Annotated in this window: 19 protein-coding genes and 1 riboswitch; of the genes, 8 read left to right on the top strand and 11 right to left on the bottom strand. The window is 44.7% G+C overall.

Annotation, left to right across the window (positions count from 1 at the left end):
• Positions 1 to 4 precede the first annotated feature (4 nt).
• From hemL to F7R58_RS07390, 3 genes are read right to left on the bottom strand one after another with little or no spacing between them, the layout of a single operon-like run.
• Positions 5 to 1,294 carry a glutamate-1-semialdehyde 2,1-aminomutase gene (gene hemL / locus F7R58_RS07380; RefSeq protein WP_158064292.1) on the bottom strand — a complete coding sequence of 430 codons (1,290 nt, stop codon included), beginning with the start codon at positions 1,292 to 1,294 and terminating at the stop codon, positions 5 to 7.
• 35 nt (positions 1,295 to 1,329) lie between these two features.
• Positions 1,330 to 2,382 carry a glucosaminidase domain-containing protein gene (locus tag F7R58_RS07385; protein ID WP_158064293.1) on the bottom strand — a complete coding sequence of 351 codons (1,053 nt, stop codon included), beginning with the start codon at positions 2,380 to 2,382 and terminating at the stop codon, positions 1,330 to 1,332.
• Positions 2,379 to 3,314: a 1-aminocyclopropane-1-carboxylate deaminase/D-cysteine desulfhydrase gene (locus F7R58_RS07390; RefSeq protein ID WP_158064294.1), complete on the bottom strand. Its 936-nt coding sequence runs from the start codon at positions 3,312 to 3,314 to the stop codon at positions 2,379 to 2,381. Before F7R58_RS07390 ends, F7R58_RS07385 begins: the two co-directional genes overlap by 4 nt.
• Positions 3,315 to 3,652: 338 nt before the next feature.
• On the opposite strand from F7R58_RS07390, the gene F7R58_RS07395 reads away from it, so the two are divergent.
• From F7R58_RS07395 to F7R58_RS07410, 4 genes are all read left to right on the top strand, one after another.
• The gene (locus F7R58_RS07395) at positions 3,653 to 4,405 is read left to right on the top strand and encodes a 4-hydroxy-tetrahydrodipicolinate reductase (RefSeq protein WP_158064295.1); all 753 of its coding nucleotides are present in this window, start codon (positions 3,653 to 3,655) and stop codon (positions 4,403 to 4,405) included.
• A gap of 95 nt (positions 4,406 to 4,500) precedes the next feature.
• A complete protein-coding gene (locus tag F7R58_RS07400) occupies positions 4,501 to 4,872 on the top strand; it encodes a hypothetical protein (RefSeq protein WP_158064296.1) in 372 nt (123 codons plus the stop codon).
• Positions 4,873 to 5,352: 480 nt separating this feature from the next.
• Positions 5,353 to 7,452, top strand: coding sequence for a TonB-dependent receptor plug domain-containing protein (locus F7R58_RS07405; protein ID WP_158064297.1), 2,100 nt, complete (start codon positions 5,353 to 5,355; stop codon positions 7,450 to 7,452).
• Between the two features lies 1 nt (position 7,453).
• A complete protein-coding gene (locus F7R58_RS07410; protein WP_187695215.1) occupies positions 7,454 to 7,945 on the top strand; it encodes a thioredoxin family protein in 492 nt (163 codons plus the stop codon).
• Between the two features lies 1 nt (position 7,946).
• Here F7R58_RS07410 and F7R58_RS07415 read toward each other — a convergent pair whose 3' ends face one another.
• Positions 7,947 to 8,291, bottom strand: coding sequence for a hypothetical protein (locus F7R58_RS07415; protein WP_158064299.1), 345 nt, complete (start codon positions 8,289 to 8,291; stop codon positions 7,947 to 7,949).
• A 37-nt stretch (positions 8,292 to 8,328) separates the two neighbouring features.
• Between F7R58_RS07415 and F7R58_RS12940 the strand changes: the two genes are divergently transcribed.
• Positions 8,329 to 8,505 (top strand): DUF5522 domain-containing protein, encoded by a 177-nt coding sequence (locus F7R58_RS12940; RefSeq protein WP_187695216.1) that lies wholly within the window; start codon positions 8,329 to 8,331, stop codon positions 8,503 to 8,505.
• Positions 8,506 to 8,512: 7 nt separating this feature from the next.
• Positions 8,513 to 9,037, top strand: coding sequence for a DUF4136 domain-containing protein (locus F7R58_RS07420; protein WP_158064300.1), 525 nt, complete (start codon positions 8,513 to 8,515; stop codon positions 9,035 to 9,037).
• A 75-nt stretch (positions 9,038 to 9,112) separates the two neighbouring features.
• Here F7R58_RS07420 and F7R58_RS07425 read toward each other — a convergent pair whose 3' ends face one another.
• From F7R58_RS07425 to namA, 3 genes are read right to left on the bottom strand one after another with little or no spacing between them, the layout of a single operon-like run.
• On the bottom strand, positions 9,113 to 9,445 hold the full coding sequence (locus F7R58_RS07425; protein WP_158064301.1) for a CCC motif membrane protein: 333 nt from the start codon (positions 9,443 to 9,445) through the stop codon (positions 9,113 to 9,115).
• A 22-nt stretch (positions 9,446 to 9,467) separates the two neighbouring features.
• Complete coding sequence (locus F7R58_RS07430; RefSeq protein WP_158064302.1) at positions 9,468 to 9,758, bottom strand: DUF2752 domain-containing protein; 291 nt, start codon at positions 9,756 to 9,758, stop codon at positions 9,468 to 9,470.
• A gap of 48 nt (positions 9,759 to 9,806) precedes the next feature.
• Positions 9,807 to 10,853, bottom strand: a complete 1,047-nt coding sequence (gene namA / locus F7R58_RS07435) for an NADPH dehydrogenase NamA (RefSeq protein WP_158064303.1) — start codon at positions 10,851 to 10,853, stop codon at positions 9,807 to 9,809.
• Positions 10,854 to 10,991: 138 nt separating this feature from the next.
• On the opposite strand from namA, the gene cdd reads away from it, so the two are divergent.
• Both cdd and F7R58_RS07445 read left to right on the top strand, forming a co-directional pair.
• A complete protein-coding gene (cdd, locus tag F7R58_RS07440; protein ID WP_158064304.1) occupies positions 10,992 to 11,471 on the top strand; it encodes a cytidine deaminase in 480 nt (159 codons plus the stop codon).
• Between the two features lie 92 nt (positions 11,472 to 11,563).
• A riboswitch (cobalamin riboswitch) is annotated at positions 11,564 to 11,761 on the top strand.
• A 103-nt stretch (positions 11,762 to 11,864) separates the two neighbouring features.
• Positions 11,865 to 13,769, top strand: a complete 1,905-nt coding sequence (locus F7R58_RS07445; protein ID WP_158064305.1) for a TonB-dependent receptor plug domain-containing protein — start codon at positions 11,865 to 11,867, stop codon at positions 13,767 to 13,769.
• Between the two features lie 74 nt (positions 13,770 to 13,843).
• Here F7R58_RS07445 and F7R58_RS07450 read toward each other — a convergent pair whose 3' ends face one another.
• From F7R58_RS07450 to F7R58_RS07465, 4 genes are all read right to left on the bottom strand, one after another.
• Positions 13,844 to 14,188, bottom strand: coding sequence for a phage holin family protein (locus F7R58_RS07450; RefSeq protein ID WP_158064306.1), 345 nt, complete (start codon positions 14,186 to 14,188; stop codon positions 13,844 to 13,846).
• A 12-nt stretch (positions 14,189 to 14,200) separates the two neighbouring features.
• Positions 14,201 to 14,668 (bottom strand): DUF2147 domain-containing protein, encoded by a 468-nt coding sequence (locus tag F7R58_RS07455; protein WP_187695217.1) that lies wholly within the window; start codon positions 14,666 to 14,668, stop codon positions 14,201 to 14,203.
• 182 nt (positions 14,669 to 14,850) lie between these two features.
• Positions 14,851 to 15,942 carry a redox-regulated ATPase YchF gene (ychF, locus tag F7R58_RS07460; protein WP_158064308.1) on the bottom strand — a complete coding sequence of 364 codons (1,092 nt, stop codon included), beginning with the start codon at positions 15,940 to 15,942 and terminating at the stop codon, positions 14,851 to 14,853.
• A 172-nt stretch (positions 15,943 to 16,114) separates the two neighbouring features.
• Positions 16,115 to 16,468 carry an RNA recognition motif domain-containing protein gene (locus F7R58_RS07465; RefSeq protein ID WP_158064309.1) on the bottom strand — a complete coding sequence of 118 codons (354 nt, stop codon included), beginning with the start codon at positions 16,466 to 16,468 and terminating at the stop codon, positions 16,115 to 16,117.
• Positions 16,469 to 16,568: the final 100 nt, after the last annotated feature.

A 16,568-nucleotide genomic window follows, 5' to 3' on the forward strand; every position in this document is an offset into this window, starting at 1 on the left:
TTTATTATTTATCTGAATATTCGAAGCTCTGAACCGCTTCCAGCGTCCGGCTGATTTCCGCGTCTTTGACCGCGTCACTAATGAAGTACGTTTCATAACCGCTCGGTGGCAGGTAGATTCCGTTCTTCAGCATATGGTGGAAAAAATTGTTGAAGAGAGAATGATTGGCACGCTGTGCCTCATCAAAATCAGAAACGGCTGCAATGTGGAAAAACACACTCATCATGGAACCTTTCCTGTTGATGCGGTGCTGGATATCTTTGCTGTTCAGAATCTTACCAATCTCAAAATCAAGCGTTTCGGTGGTTTTGTTAATCCGCTCATAGAAACCGGAGTCATTCTTTATCAGTTTCAGTGTTTCAAGACCCGCACGCATGGCCAGCGGATTCCCGCTTAAAGTTCCCGCCTGATACACGGCTCCTTTTGGAGCAAGATGGTCCATAATTTCGTTGCGCCCGGCAAATGCGCCTACCGGAAGACCACCGCCAATCACCTTACCGTAAGTCACCAGGTCGGCTTTTACGCCGAATACTTCCTGTGCCCCTCCGAAAGCCAACCTAAAGCCGGTCATTACTTCATCAAAAATCAATAAGGCCCCGTTGGCATCACAAGCTTTCCTAAGTTCCTGCAGGAAATTGTTTTCAGGCAATACACAGCCCATATTTCCCGCCACAGGCTCAATGATTACCGCGGCGATCTCCCCTTCATTGTGGCGGAAAAGGTCATGTATCTGTGCTATATCGTTATATCTGGCGAGCAAAGTATCCTTCGCTGTTCCCTGCGTAATTCCCGGTGAATTGGGGTGCCCGAAAGTGACGGCGCCGCTTCCAGCTTTGATCAGGAAAGAATCGGAATGTCCGTGGTAGCAGCCTTCAAATTTAATGATCTTGTCTCTTTGGGTAAATCCACGGGCCAAACGTATGGCGCTCATGCACGCTTCCGTGCCGGAAGAAACCATGCGGATCTGATCCACATTGGGAACATTTTCTACAATGAACCGGGCAACTTCAGTTTCGAGTTCGGTGGGAGTTCCGAAGGAAAACCCTTTTTCCGCCTGCTTTTGGACAGCTTCCAGAACCACAGGGTGGGTATGTCCCAAAATGGCAGGACCCCAGGAATTTATATAATCAACATAGGTTCGGCCATCCTCATCGGTCAGGTAGGCTCCCTTAGCCGACTTCATAAAAACGGGTACACCTCCTACAGATTTGAATGCGCGCACAGGTGAATTAACTCCGCCCGGAATATAGCGCTGCGCTTCTGTAAAAAGCGCAGAACTTCTTTGATATATCATCAGTTTATTTTTAAATAATGTGCAAGTGTCTCTAACTATCTTGGCTTACGTCCCTGCAGGAAAACAAGGTCTCCGGCACGCAGTTTTCCACCGTCCTCCATCCTGTTCTTGGCCAGCAGTTTGTCCAGCCGCACACCGAATTTCTGAGCAATAGCATGCATGTCTTCCCCAACTTCCGCCTTGTATGCCGGCACATTTCCTTCGGAACTTTTAGACTCTAGGAAAACAATATCATTCTGCTTCAGTTTGCCGCTGCTCAAGTCATTCCACTTCATCAGGCGGCTCTCACTGATGCCGAATTTATCAGCAATTTGAAGAAGGTTCATATCTGCAGGTACTACAAGATATTTCATCCCGCCGTTCGGATGGTTCTTAACCAAAACTTCTTTTAAGAGATCGCTGTTCTTCTGCTGCTGAACTTTTTTCTGCTGAGTGGCATAGGAGGTCTGCTCGTAACGCACCTTAATCGTTTTAGCCTGACTGTCTGATGCAGATTTACGTCCCGGATTCATCTGCGCAAGAAAAGTACGGTCGTCCTGAAGGGATGGATATTTATTGAGTAGAGCCGTATAGACCGTCTTGGAATCTGTATTATCGTACTCGTAGAGCTTATGCTTTTCAATGATGGATAAAAGGATTTGCGCATAGCGGGGGTTGGTGGCATAACCGGCCTTTTTCAGACCGTGGGCCCAGCCTTTATAATCCTTGATGTCGAGCTTGAAAAGGCTGACATAGTATTTTCTTTCTGCCAGAAATCGCGAATGGTCTTCGTAGCTTTGGCGGACATCATCATACACGCGGAAACATTCGTTGGGTGCGTCATCGTTATGCCGCATTGTTCTGCCGGTCCATTCGTCCTTACACTTAATACCAAAATGGTTATTGCCTTCCTTTGCCAGACGGCTTTGTCCGGCACCGGTTTCAAGAAGTCCCTGTGCCAGTGTAATGGAAGCCGGAATCTTGAATTTTTCCATCTCCTCTACCGCATAAGGTGCAAATTTTTGAATATATTGTTCGTCGGTGGTCCAGGTTTGGCCTTGAATTTGCGATAAAATAATCAGTGCTAAAGCAATAAATATTTTTCTCATAAATAGTTAGTTTGTGAACTTACTGTATTGTTAATCAGCTTCCTGCCTTTTGCTGCCAACATTTTATTGGCGCCGGAAATGCCCTGAAGGCCACCGGTGTGAAAGGAAAGGATTTTACTTTCTTTCGGGAAGAAATCTGCCTCTATGAGTGCAAATATACCCTGCATCATCTTTCCGGTATACACCGGATCGAGCTGTATGCCGTATTTTTCGGCAAAAACATTTATAAAACGAATATCTTCGTCAGTTATTTTGCCGTATCTGCCATTTATCTCATTTATCAGCGAAAAATTATTTCTGCCTGATAAAGCAAGCACGCTTTGCTGAAGAGAATCATCATTCACGATTTTAAAGCCCAGAATGTTCTGTTCTGCCTCTGCAAATTTTGAAATTCCGGCTAAAGTCCCGCCGGTTCCAACAGCGCAGCAAAGATAATCAAAACTTTTTGTTTGTTCATTCAGCATGTGCCGGATGCCGTCTACAGCCAGTTCATTAGTTCCTCCCTCCGGAATGATAAGTGCTTCGGGATACTGCTGTAGCATTATTTCCCCAAGTTCCTCCTTTCTCCTGTACTGCTCGCGAGATACAAAGCAAAACATCATTCCTTTTGCCGCGGCAAAGCTCAATGTAGGGTTATGCTGCCATTTATTTGCAAGTTCATCACCGCGTATTATTCCAACGGTCGGAATATCTTCACGATATCCTAGCGCGGAAACAGCGGCAATGTGGTTGGAGAAGGCTCCGCCAAATGTAATCAAACGGGGATTTGCCGTTTTGCGCGCCAGATAGCTGTTGATGTTGTAAAAGAGTTTCCAGTACTTATTCCCTGAAATTTCAGGATCGATAAAGTCTTCCCTTTTTACGAAAAGTCGCACATCTCTGTTTTGTAACGGTATTTCGGTGATGGGGATGTGCGTTTCAGGAAAAATCATCCTGCAAAGTTGTAAAAAAGTTTGAAAATGGAGAAATTCGAAGCTTTTGCTCGAAGCACTTGCTGGAAGACTGATTTACACGGTACAGTTAATATTGATTTACAGAACTGAAGGAGGCTGGTTAAAAATGACATTCAATATTGCACAGGACCAATACTTTATTGAGAAAAGATCAGGAATCAGCGGTAATCCAATTGCATCAGCACATCTAACGGACCAAACGGCATCAGTTAAAGTTACACTGCAGATCGCACCCAGACTTCTACATAAAACTTCTATTTCTTATATTTACGAAGGGTTTTGTAAAATTAAAGCCTGAAATAAGCTAAAAAAGATATATGAAAATAGGTTTACTGGGTTTTGGAAAGACAGGAAAAGCAGTCGCGAATGTAATTCTGCAAAATAAAAATTTTCAGCTGGAGTGGGTGCTCAAACGCAGCAACCAGCTTGAAAACAGAAATGCAGCTGAATTTCTGGGCGTAGACTCGGAAGACCCCGGACTGATAGTTTCCAGTGCCGGCATGACCGTTCCCGATCTTCTGGATAAGTATCCTGTAGACATTATTATCGATTTCTCATCGGATTCTGGAATTCATTCCTATGGTCGCCATGCAGCACAGCGTGGCATAAAAATAATCTCTGCAGTTTCCCATTATAAAAAGACGGAGCAGCAGCTTCTGCAGGAGCTTGCAGCCCAAACGGTGGTTTTCTGGAGCCCAAACATCACGCTGGGCGTAAACTATCTGCTGTTCGCAGCCAAATTCCTGAAGAAAATTGCTCCTGATGTGGACATTGTAATCGTTGAAGAACATTTTAAAGACAAGGACGGAATTTCCGGAACTGCAGCCAAGATTGCTGAAGCCCTGGATGTAGAGAAGTCTGAGATCAACTCAGTACGGGCAGGGGGAATCGTGGGTAAGCACGAGGTAGTATTTGGTTTCCCCTATCAGACAGTAAGGCTTACGCATGAATCCATTTCGCGTGACGCATTTGGCAACGGAGTGCTTTTTGTGGCAGGTAACCTAACCGACAAAAGCACCGGCCTTTATAATTTCGAGGATATTCTTCTGCCTTATTTTTCTACAAATTAGCATATAAGGTTAATAATCCCGAAAAGGCAGTTGACTAAGCATAAACATTACTGTGTATTTCCTTAAATTTATACATAAATCTAAAGGATGGGGCGATGCCAACACGAAGCTACAGTCTTATTCGCCGGCCACTGGGCACCTTACTTTTGCTGGTGGCTCTTAATGCCTTTGGCGGTGGCTGGTACGGAATGGCGGGAGCGGATGCTGTGCCAATATCCTGGTTGGAGGGCAGTCCTTTTCGGGACTATTTTATTCCCAGCATGATACTGTTTGTGGTCGTAGGCGGCTCAGCACTCCTTTCAGCCATATCGGTATTTATGAGACAAAGGAAAGCACGTTTTCTCTCTTTTCTGTGTACTTACCATCATCCTGTGGCTCTCTGTGCAAATAATTATTATCGGTCATGTGTCGTGGATGCAACCTACCACAACGGCAGCAATTTTCATAATCCTTCTGTTAGCCCTTAAACTGCCGAAAAAATGGAAACTAAATATTTTAGTGAACTCCGGGCCCATCAGTATTCTACACTATTACTTTGCTTTCTTTGCGCAGCTTATATCTGGATTATTTATCCATTTCTACATATCCAAAATACCAATGAAGCTTTAATCATTGGCGTTGCATGAGCAATTCTGACCGTTGTTTTTTAATTCTCCCTTGGGCGTATGACCGGCAAGTCATGGGATTTCCTGTTCCGCGATTTCAATCTGACTGAGGGACGCTTATGGACAGTATTCGTCCTATTCCTTACGTTGCTTCCTTTGCTTTATTTGTTAATCAAATGATAGTAAGCAAATGTCCGCGAAGTTTTAGTGATTTTATCCTCAACTCTTAATAATCCATTTTTGACGATAGTAAACAGGCCTTGGATTACTAATATTTTGAGGCTATAATAAATTTGTTAGATTATTCTAACTTATGTAAATTTGCAGCTCAAACTTTCCCGGATGAAATTGAAATTATTCTGCCTGACGGCTGTTCTGCCCTTAATGTTCCACACTCAAACCGCCTCATACGATAGTTTATCTGTGAATACATTGATCCGGGACACCATTACGGAAAAAGTATCCTCGTCCATCGATGAAGTGGTGATTTCCGGTACTATGAAGGCAGTAAAGCGACTTGAAAGTCCAATTCCGGTGGAGGTGTACTCACCGGCATTCTTCAGGAAAAATCCTACACCTAATATCTTTGATGCGTTGCAGAACGTAAATGGGGTTCGTCCTCAATTGAACTGTAATATCTGCAGCACCGGCGACATCCACATTAACGGACTGGAGGGCCCGTACACGATGGTTCTCATTGACGGTATGCCGATGGTAAGTTCACTGGGCACTGTGTACGGTCTTACGGGCATACCCAACTCGCTGGTTGAAAGGATTGAAATTGTAAAAGGTCCGGCATCGTCACTGTACGGAAGTGAAGCGGTGGGTGGCATCATTAACATCATCACCAAAAAAGCGGGAAACGCACCGGCTTTCAGCGCCGATGTGATGTCTACGACATGGGCGGAAAATAATATTGATCTGGGTTTCCAAATAAAGGCCCGCCCCGGCACTACCCTGCTTACCGGAATCAATTATTACAGTTATAAGGAAGTTTCGGATATGAACAGCGACCGCTTTACCGATGTTCCGCTGCAGAAAAGGATTTCGGTTTTTCAGAAATGGAATTTCAGGTGTCCCGAAAACAAACTTTTCAGCATGGCTGCCCGGTATATGTATGAGGACCGCTGGGGCGGCGATGTACGATGGAACCGTTCCTACCGCGGTGGAAATGAAATTTATGGGGAGAGCATCTATACCCAGCGTGCCGAACTTTTCGGTGCCTACCAGCTGCCGGTTCGGGAGAGTATGAATCTGGCTTTTTCCTTTGTACACCATGACCAGGACAGCCGTTACGGTACGCTAAGCTATATTGCAAATCAGAAAGTCGCCTTCGGACAGCTGGCCTGGGACCGCCGTTTGGGAAAACATGACCTGCTTGCAGGTGCAGCAGTGCGCTACACTTATTATGATGACAATACGCCGGCGACGGTTAATCATTCCAATAACAACCAACCCGATAAAGTACTGTTGCCGGGAATTTTTGTTCAGGATGAAATTAAGCTGAACGACAAACACAGTGTCCTGGGAGGCCTGCGCTTTGATTATAACCAAAGTCACGGTTCTATATTTACGCCACGATTCGCCTACAAATGGGCACCAAATGATGAAAACATATTGAGGTTCAATGCAGGCACGGGTTTCCGTGTGGTAAATCTCTTTACCGAAGACCACGCAGCCCTCACCGGTTCACGTGACATTCTGATCCTAAACGGGTTGAAACCTGAAAAGTCCTATAATGCCAATCTTAATTTCACTAAAAAATTTTATTCGGAATCCGGCACATTCCTGGGTCTTGAGGCTACCGCATTTTATACTTATTTTACCAACCGGATTGTACCGGATTATGAAACCGATGTCAACAAGATCATTTATGACAATCTGGAGGGACATGCGGTAAGCCGCGGCCTTAGCATTAACACAGACCTGAACCACCACAGCGGAGTTAAATTCATCCTAGGGGCCACACTTATGGAAAATACCCTTTCGGAATTTGGCATGCGCAGCCACCAACTCCTTACCGAGAATTTTACCGGAACGTGGGCTATCTCCTATAAAATACGAAGAGCCAGACTAACTCTGGATTACACCGGAAACGTATACAGTCCCATGCGTTTACCGCTTCTGGGAGATCTGGACCCACGGAAACCTACATCGCCATGGTGGAGCATACAGAATATACAGCTCAGCTATGACGGCCTTAAAAACTGGGAAATCTACGGCGGCGTAAAAAACCTGCTGAACTGGACGCCTAACCGTGGAAATCCATTCCTGATCGCGAGGAACCATGACCCGTTTGACCAAAACGTGGTGTTCGATCCTTTGGGTCAGGCAGTCGCTACGCCGGAAAATCCGTACGCCCTTACCTTTGATCCCACGTATGTGTACGCACCCAACCAGGGAATACGTGGATTCCTGGGTGTCAGATTTAAACTGGACTGATATGAAATTTACTGCTGCATTTATTCTGTTTTTATTGCCTTCGATGATGTTGTCACAGAGCAATAATGAAAGCACTGATAAACATGCGCTGGAAAAAGCTGAAATCCGTCGTGTTGCCGAACCTCGCCCGCTGCTGATATTTATAACCGCCGACTGGTGCTCTTACTGCAAGATGATGAAAAATAAAGTATTCAGTAATCCTGAGGTTGCCGGAAAATTGCAGACTGACTTTTACTTTGGTGAACTGAATGGGGAATATACAGGACCCATTGTCTGGCAGGGAGAAACCTACCGCTATGTGCCCAATGGCCCGCGTACCGGCACACATGAACTGGCGCAGCATTTGGGTGCAGTTAACGGGAAACTTACTTATCCGACACTTGTTATAGTGGATAAAAAAGACAGGGTGCTTTTCCGGTATGCCGGATTTCTGACAGGCAAAGAAATGGTGGCGCTCCTGGATAAATTAACATCCAAACGATCAAACTACTAATTTACGCTCCCGCCTGCTTTCCAATAAACTTCCGGAACCCCCAAATTTTCCGTTTGCGCAGGTAGTTAAAGTCATGTTCGTAGCTGAAGGCTTCACGTTCGAACGAAATGGACTGATAAGCGCGGTGCGCATTGCCCAGCCGCAGATACCAATAAAGATACTCCAGGATGTACCAAACGTAGAAAAGTACAATCAGAAGTTCGAGTTGCTGCCGCAGGTGGATTTTCTCGTGATTCAGCAGGATCCGGTTGCGGCGGAGCTCAGGGCTTCGAAGCAAAATGAAAGGATAGAGGGTGATCCCTGAAATTTTTGTATTTTTGAGAAGCCATTGCCAAATGATGATCATACCACAAAGATAAAATTTTCAGCATTCCTTTTAACCAATGCAAAACAATCCAATCAAAGAAAACGAGGACTTTTATTACAACGAACAGGGTTATAAGGTCTTTACAGAAGCGTATCACCTGAAGCGCGGTTACTGCTGTAAAAGCGGCTGCAGGCACTGCCCCTACGGATACGACAAGAAAACAGACACCTTCAAGAAACCAATTAAAAAATAAGACAGTCATGAAAAAATATCTTCTATTGATTTTAGCTTCGGCTACCCTGGGACTTACTTCCTGCAGCCCTTTCAACGTGCGTTCCGACTATGCCGAAACTGCTACCTTCAGCAATTACAGGACGTATAAATTAAGGATCGACGACCTTAAACTAAACGATATTGATAAAGACCGCGTACTGAACGAAGTTTCACGCCAACTGCAGACAAAAGGCCTGAGTGTTTCCGACAGTCCAGACCTTATTATCAATGTGAAGGCTAACCACAAAAAAATTAAAGATATCCAAAGCAGGAATCCTTACGGAATGTATGGCTGGGGCGGACCTTTCGGATGGGGTGTGGGCATGAGCCGCACGTGGACTTCCAATCATAATGAAGGTGCACTGATCATTGACCTTATTGATGCAAAAACCAGCAAACTGGTATGGCAGGGAATAGGCAGCGGCATTTCGGTAGATTCACCGCGTTCCAAACAAAAACAGATCCCACAGATCGTAGCCGAAATAATGGCCAACTATCCGCCAAAGAAATAAATTCGAATTTTCCGTATCAACAAAGAGCGCCCCAGTAATTAAACTGGGGCGGTCCTTTTTTCCGGAACTGGTTACTTACTGACCCATGAGGTCACGCAGTCTTTCCTGCATAAGTTCCTGATCCGACAATGCGTCTAGACCTACAGTCATGATCATGATCACCATGTAAATCACTGTTAGTGCACTAAGCACAATACCTACATAACACAGGATTTTGCCCGTTTTTAAAGTCTGAAAATCGCTGTAAAGGGTTGGATTGGCCAGGTAAAGTGCCTCATCTTTCTTAGCCAGCACCAGACCAACAATTCCGCACACCAATCCGATAATTCCATAACAGCAGCATCCCAGGATGGAGATAATGCCCAATACAAGCACAAGTGTAGCATTTGGTAATTTCTGTTCGTTCATAGATTATTGTTTTAAAATGTTTTTATTTGAATAAATAATCGTTCCGCATAAAATAGGAAACAACCATAATCACGGAATTCAGGATGGCCAGAATGACCAGGGCTGAAGCGTAATTCCTTTTTTTGTCCATGAAATGCAGCGCTACAGTAATTCCGAAAACAATCAATGTGTACACTGCCGGAAAAAGCTGGAAAGCCTCTGCAAACCTGCCCTCCCAAACCATAAGCAGGGCCCGCTGCGCACCGCAACCGAAACATTCTATGCCGAATATCTTTTTATTCAGGCAGGAAACCATATAATCCTCCGCCGCCATTCTTAATTTTTATGCATTCAATAATACAACTTTTTCAGGTCTTACACATTACTTTTTCGCACGGTCATACTGGTGCGGAAACGGACAGTCTGCGCCGCTGTCCAAAGCGCCCTGTATGGCCAGATAAGGATTCCTCAGGATCTCACGGGCCACAAAAATAATATCAGCCTGATTTTTCTGAAGGATTTGTTCTGCCTGTCCGGCACTGGTAATAAGACCCACGGCTCCGGTGGCAATACCGGCTTCACTTCTGATAGTTTCGGCAAAAGGAACCTGGTAACCGTCAAATACCGAGATGCGTGCACCGTGGATGTTTCCGCCGGATGAGACATCTATGAGATCTACACCTTTTTCTTTAAGCATTTTAGCCAGCTGTACACTTTCATCCAGGTCCCAGCCGTTTTTGGCATACTCCGTGGCTGGGATCCTCACAAACAGAGGATGGTCATCATCCAGGAGTTCCTGTACAGCCTCTACAATTTCGAGCAGGAAGCGACTGCGGTTCTCCAGACTGCCCCCATACTGATCCTTTCTGATGTTTGATAAAGGCGAAAGAAACTGATGAATGAGATAGCCGTGTGCAGCATGTATTTCAATAAGGTCAAAACCTGCATCTAGCGCCCTTCTGGCACCATCCCGGAAAGCCTGAACCAGACCCGTAATTTCTTCTGCAGAAAGTTCGTGCGGCGTACGCTCACTTTCCTCGTAGGGAATGGGTGACGGAGCTACGGTTTCCCAACCTTCCTCCAGCGGGATCTGTTTGCCGTTCCAGGTAGAGGCTTTACGTCCCGCATGCGCAAGCTGGATGCCGATTTTGCTCTCTGAGTGGGAATGTACAAAATCCACGATATCTTTAAGTTTTTGAGCCTGATCATCATTCCAGATGCCCATACAGCGGTTAGTGATCCGGCCTTCGGGCACCACGCCGGTAGCTTCTATAATCAAGAGACCTGTACCACCCTGAGCGCGGCTGCCGTAGTGAACAGTGTGAAAATCATTTGCCAAACCCTCTTCGCAGGAATACATGCACATGGGCGACATGACCCAACGGTTCTTCAGTTCAAGGTTCCGGAATTTTATCGGAGTATAGAGCATATTTGAATTAAATTTGGTTAAGGCGTAAAGTTAGTGATTACCGCAGGAACTGCGACAGGACCGCAACGAAGAAGCCCAAAAAGCCATGTAGAATCTAAAGAAAAAACACTTACCTTTACTTCCCCATTTTTTATATGCATGCAAAAAGAAATCAAGATCCTGTTTGAGGAAATCGCAGGATATGCCGAACTGAGTGAGACCGAAAAACAACTCTTTGAGGCCGCTAAAAAAGTTCGGGAATCGGCGTATGCACCCTATTCTCATTTTAAGGTGGGTTGCGCGGTGCTGCTTGAAAACGGTGAAATCGTGACCGGCAGTAACCAGGAGAATGCAGCATATCCGTCGGGACTCTGTGCGGAAAGGACTACCATTTACTGGACATCCGCAAATTATCCGGGAGTGAAAATGAAAAAACTTTTCGTAATTGGCGCACCCGATTCAGCACTCACCTCTGTACCTATTCCCCCTTGTGGTTCCTGCCGGCAGTCTATCCTGGAGTACGAAGCAGTGCAGGGTGATAATATCGAAATATATTTCTCTTCCCTCAGTGGCGAAATATATAAAACTTCATCTGTTCGGGATCTTTTACCCTTCTCATTTGATTCGAGCTTCCTCTAAAAAATTCAGCAAAAATAAAATTCTTTATAACTGACATTCTGTTTGTTGTAACGGCAAGTGTGCAATTTTACGCCATCTGCGTTCATCAACATAAATTAAAGACTATCTTTGCGCCACTTTCAGAAAAGGGAATCACGTGCAATCCGTGAACTGTCCCCGCAACTGTAAATCACACGCCCACAGAGATAAAACATCTGTGAAGCAATATTTTGTTTTAATTAAGCCACTGGAAACGGGAAGGCAAAACAAAGGTGAAAGTCAGGAGACCTTGCTGAAATACTTTTTTTATTAATCGCTTTCGGAGGAAAAGTCGGATTACCGTGCGTTTTCACGCGTGGTTTTTTACACTTTATTTTTTCCGGTAGGCATTTACCTTAACTTAAATTTTTTTTCATGAAGAAAAGAGTAATTTATGTTGGAGCTTTGCTTGTCGTTAGTTCGCATGTACTGTCCCAACAAACGCATGAAACCGTCATTGATGAAGTAACTGTGGCGTCAAAAATTCCGCAGCAGCTTTACAAAACCGGTAAAAATGTAAAACTGCTGACGCAGGAGGACCTGAAAAAATATCAGGGCCAAAGTGTAGCGGAGGTGCTGCAGCAGGTGGCCGGTGTTCAGCTAACCGGTAGCGCAAACAATGCGCAGGAGCCCAAATTCACCAAGGTTCGCGGCGGTAAACTGGCTAATATCCTGATTTTGCTGGACGGTGTCCCGCTAAAAGATGTCACCGGAAATGACTACAGTGCGGCTGACATTAGATTGCTGGCGCTGGAAAATATAGAACAAATAGAAGTACTAAGCGGCGCCTCATCCGTTCTTTATGGCTCCAATGCTGCCGGTGCCGTAATCAATATCCGCACGCAAAAAAACACCACGAAAACTGTGGAAGGCGAAGTTGCAGCCAGAGGCGGCTCCTACGGAACATTTGCGCAAAATGCAGCAGTTAGGGGTCAGATTAAAGGATTTCACTATCAGCTTTCAGGATTTAATGAAAAGTCGGATGGTTTTTCCTCGGCTGAAGGTCAGGGTTTTGATAAGGATGGCTTTGAAAAGCAAAATGCTTCCGCCACTGTGGGCTATCGTGGTGCGCGTGTAAGTGCAAACGTGCAGGCAGGCTGGAACCACCATCTTTTTGAATATGATGCCGGGGCGTTTGCTGACGGGAGGAGTCGTGGTGATGATACCCAGAAATTCATTGGCGCCCACTCTGATTTTAGATACAACAAAGGTCAGCTGGTGGCCAATTTGCGTTATACCAACACCGAAAGAACGATTCAGGGTTATGCGAATGATACGTATCGCGACGAATATTTCTATGGTGGCAACAACCTTTTCGCCGAACTCTTCAATAACTATAATGTTTCCGAGCGGTTCAGCATCACAGCTGGCGTTCAGCACGAAAGACAGCAGTTGGGCTCCAGTTCACTACCCTGGGGCGGTTCTGAAATGCAGGAAGATCTAAAAAAAGCCGATACGGAACTTTATAACACCGATCTTTTCGCAAAAGCAAGTGTAAATTATCTGGATTTCCATCTGGATGCAGGTTCCAGGATGACCAATAACTCCAGGTTCGGGAATCATTTTGTGTACAGTATAAATCCGTACTACCTTAAAGAGACCGCAAAGATTTACTACAAGATAGGTTACTCATTTGCCACCGCATTCATAGCGCCTACCCTCTATCAAACCTACGGAACGCTCCCATATACCACGGCCAATTTTGATCTGAAACCGGAGCGCAACAGTACACACGAGGTAGACCTTAGCATCGGGAACAGGGACCGGAGTTTGCTTTTTAATGCCACCGCTTTCTTTACAGAGGAGCAGGATGTATTTGCCTATGCAATGAACCCCGACTTTACAGGCAATTTTGTGAATGTGGACGAAAACAGGATTAGGGGAGTTGAAGTTGGCTTTGATTACAGAATCATTGATCAGGTAAAAATTGGCGGCAATTACAGTTTTGTTGAAAAGGAGAAGGAAGCTACAAGACTCAGAGTACCAAAAAACCGGGTAAATTCATATATTGACATCACTCCGTTGGAAGGAACACGCATTGCCCTTTCACACCAATACGTTTCCAATCGTGCTGATTATTATTTTGATGAGAATTTTCAGCGCGTAGATGTTATGCTGGAGGCCTATCATCTGATGAATCTGAACATCAATCAGAAGCTGGGGAAATCTTTTGAAGTATTCGGGAACATTGGCAACCTCTTAAACACGGGCTACACCGATGTCGTAGGATTTACTACTAAAAGACGAAACTATACAGCAGGATTCAGTTACAGATTCTGATGCTTAACGTAAAGAAAACAGAAGCGCGGCGCAAAAATTTGATTTTTGCGCCGCGCTTCTGTTAACATTTTTAATCAGTCATCGGACGAAAATATGCCGCTCACCAGGGAGGTAATCAGCGAAAGAGCGATACTGAAAATAAAAGCCCACCAGAACCCGTCGATTTGCATACCTTCGATAAAATAATCGGCGATCAGGATTACGATGGCGTTTATCACCAGTGAGAAAAGCCCCAGAGTGATGATGGTAAGCGGTAGTCCTAACAGTTTCAGGATGGGTGATACGATAAGGTTAAGTATTCCCAGCACGATGGCAAAGACGATGGCCGTGGAAAAGCCATCAATATGAACCCCCGAAAGTACCTTGGTAAGCAGAAAGGCAACTGCAGCAGTCACCAGCAAATTGATAATAATCCTCATAGTTTACATTTTTTATAGTTTTGTAAAGTTAGCAAGATTTGTTCTTTTGAAAGTGAGGCTTTTGCCCATCCAGGAAAATTTCCAGAAACCCCGAACCTTCAGAAACCCCTCTTCCGTAATTTGGGCAGTTGAATCCCAAAATTTACCGGAGCTTGCGTCATAAATCTTCCCTTTTTCCCAGATGTGACTTTTTGCATTATACACCAACCCTTCCAGAATTTCCATGCCAAGAATTTTCCTATTGCGAAGTTCAGGTCTTGGATTACGGTGATCCAGGCGGGTATGAATGGGTGTACCACTCCCCAACTCGGGGTCAAACCAGAGAATTTTAGCTTTGTATTCCCTGCCGGACTTATAGATGCCAACCGCTACAGAATGATCGGTTGCCAGCCAGGTGCCCAACACCTGATCGGCACGGGACTGCGAATATAGAAGAGGAAATGAAAGAAGGAAGGTAAAGAAGGATATTTTTGCAAACATCCTATCGAGTATGCAATCTTTCTGCCATGTACGCAAGGAAAACTCAAACTCATGAAACATTTATTAATCGAAGTACCGTAATAACCTGCTGTCGTTTGAGTGATAATCAACATTAAAAAAAAATTCTCAACAAAAAAAACCACCGGCTGTCCGGTGGCTTCTATTATTTTAATGCAAATTAATTATACGTTAAATCGGAAGTGCATGATATCGCCGTCCTGAACGATGTATTCCTTACCTTCAACGCCCATTTTACCGGCTTCCTTCACTTTAGCTTCGGAACCATAGGTTATGTAGTCATTGTATTTAATGACTTCGGCGCGAATAAATCCTTTTTCAAAATCGGTGTGTATCACGCCGGCAGCCTGCGGTGCGGTCCAGCCTTTTCCTATAGTCCAGGCACGAACTTCCTTCACACCGGCAGTGAAATACGTCTGCAGCTGCAGCAGGTCGTATGCCTTACGGATCAGCTTGTTTACACCCGGCTCGTCCAGACCTATCTCGTCCAGGAACATTTTTCTTTCCTCAAATGTTTCCAGTTCGTTAATATCGGCTTCAATCTGGGCTGCCAGAACCACCACTTCCGCATTTTCGCGTTTGGCCATCTCTTCAATTTTGGCAATCCAGTCGTTACCGTTCTTAATTGAATTTTCATCTACATTACAAACATACAATACCGGTTTATTGGTAAGAAGCTGCACATCATCAATTATGGCTTTCGTATGGTCATTGGTTTCAAATTCACGGGCATTGCGTCCGTCTTCCAGGAACTTCTGCAGATTCTGCAGGGTTTCGTAGTTCAGGATATCCTCTTTTTTACCGGATTTGATGAACTTTTTCGCTTTCTCCACTGCCTTGGTCACCGTTTCAATATCTTTCAGCTGAAGCTCAATATCAATGACTTCCTTATCACGCATTGGATCCACAGAACCTTCCACATGAATAATGTTGCCGTTTTCAAAACATCTTAAAACATGAATAATGGCTTCACATTCGCGGATGTTGGCCAGGAACTGGTTACCCAGACCTTCCCCTTTGCTAGCCCCTTTTACAAGGCCGGCAATATCCACGATTTCCACCACCGCGGGCAGAACGCGCTCCGGATTCACTAATTTTTCCAGCTCAAAAAGCCTTTCATCCGGCACAGAAACGGTTCCCAGGTTGGGTTCAATAGTGCAGAAAGGATAGTTGGCAGACTGTGCTTTGGCGTTGCTTAGGCAGTTAAAAAGAGTTGACTTACCTACGTTTGGAAGTCCTACGATACCACATTTCATAAAAAAGGAATTTGAAAATCCGTCCTAACCGGAATTCCGGATTGAACCATAAAATTAATGTGCGCAAAGATAGGGATATATTGTGAATTGAAACTGGCAATAACACCCAATTAACGCTAGGTAAAACAAAAAGTCCGGCAAAAGCCGGACTCTATCTTAACAGTAGTTTATTTTACCACTCTCTTCTTCTGTCGTTATCGCCACCTCTGTTATAACCGCCGCCGCTGTTGCCGCCTCTGTTATAGCCGCCGCCGTTACCGCCACCGAAACTTCTTGGTCTGTCCTCTCTCGGACGGGCTTCGGATACATTAAGTACTTTTTGCTTGAATTCCTTTTGATTAAGTTCCTCGATTGCTTTCAATGCCTCCTCGTTGTTTGGCATTTCTACGAAACCAAAGCCTCTGCTTCTTCCGGTTTCTCTGTCTGAAATCACTTTTGCAGAATCTACGTCTCCATAATTTTCGAATAACGCCTGCAACTCGGACTCAACTACTGAGTAGTTAAGATTTGAAATAAAAATGTTCATAATAAATAAATAAATAAAAATTGTTGATTAATTAAGCGGAAATCAACTAATGAACAAAGGAACCTTGATTGAATTTCTCTTTAAATAATTAGCTGCAAGA

The organism is Chryseobacterium sp. (assembly GCF_008831505.1).
In the GTDB taxonomy this organism is placed as follows: Bacteria; Bacteroidota; Bacteroidia; order Flavobacteriales; family Weeksellaceae; genus Marnyiella.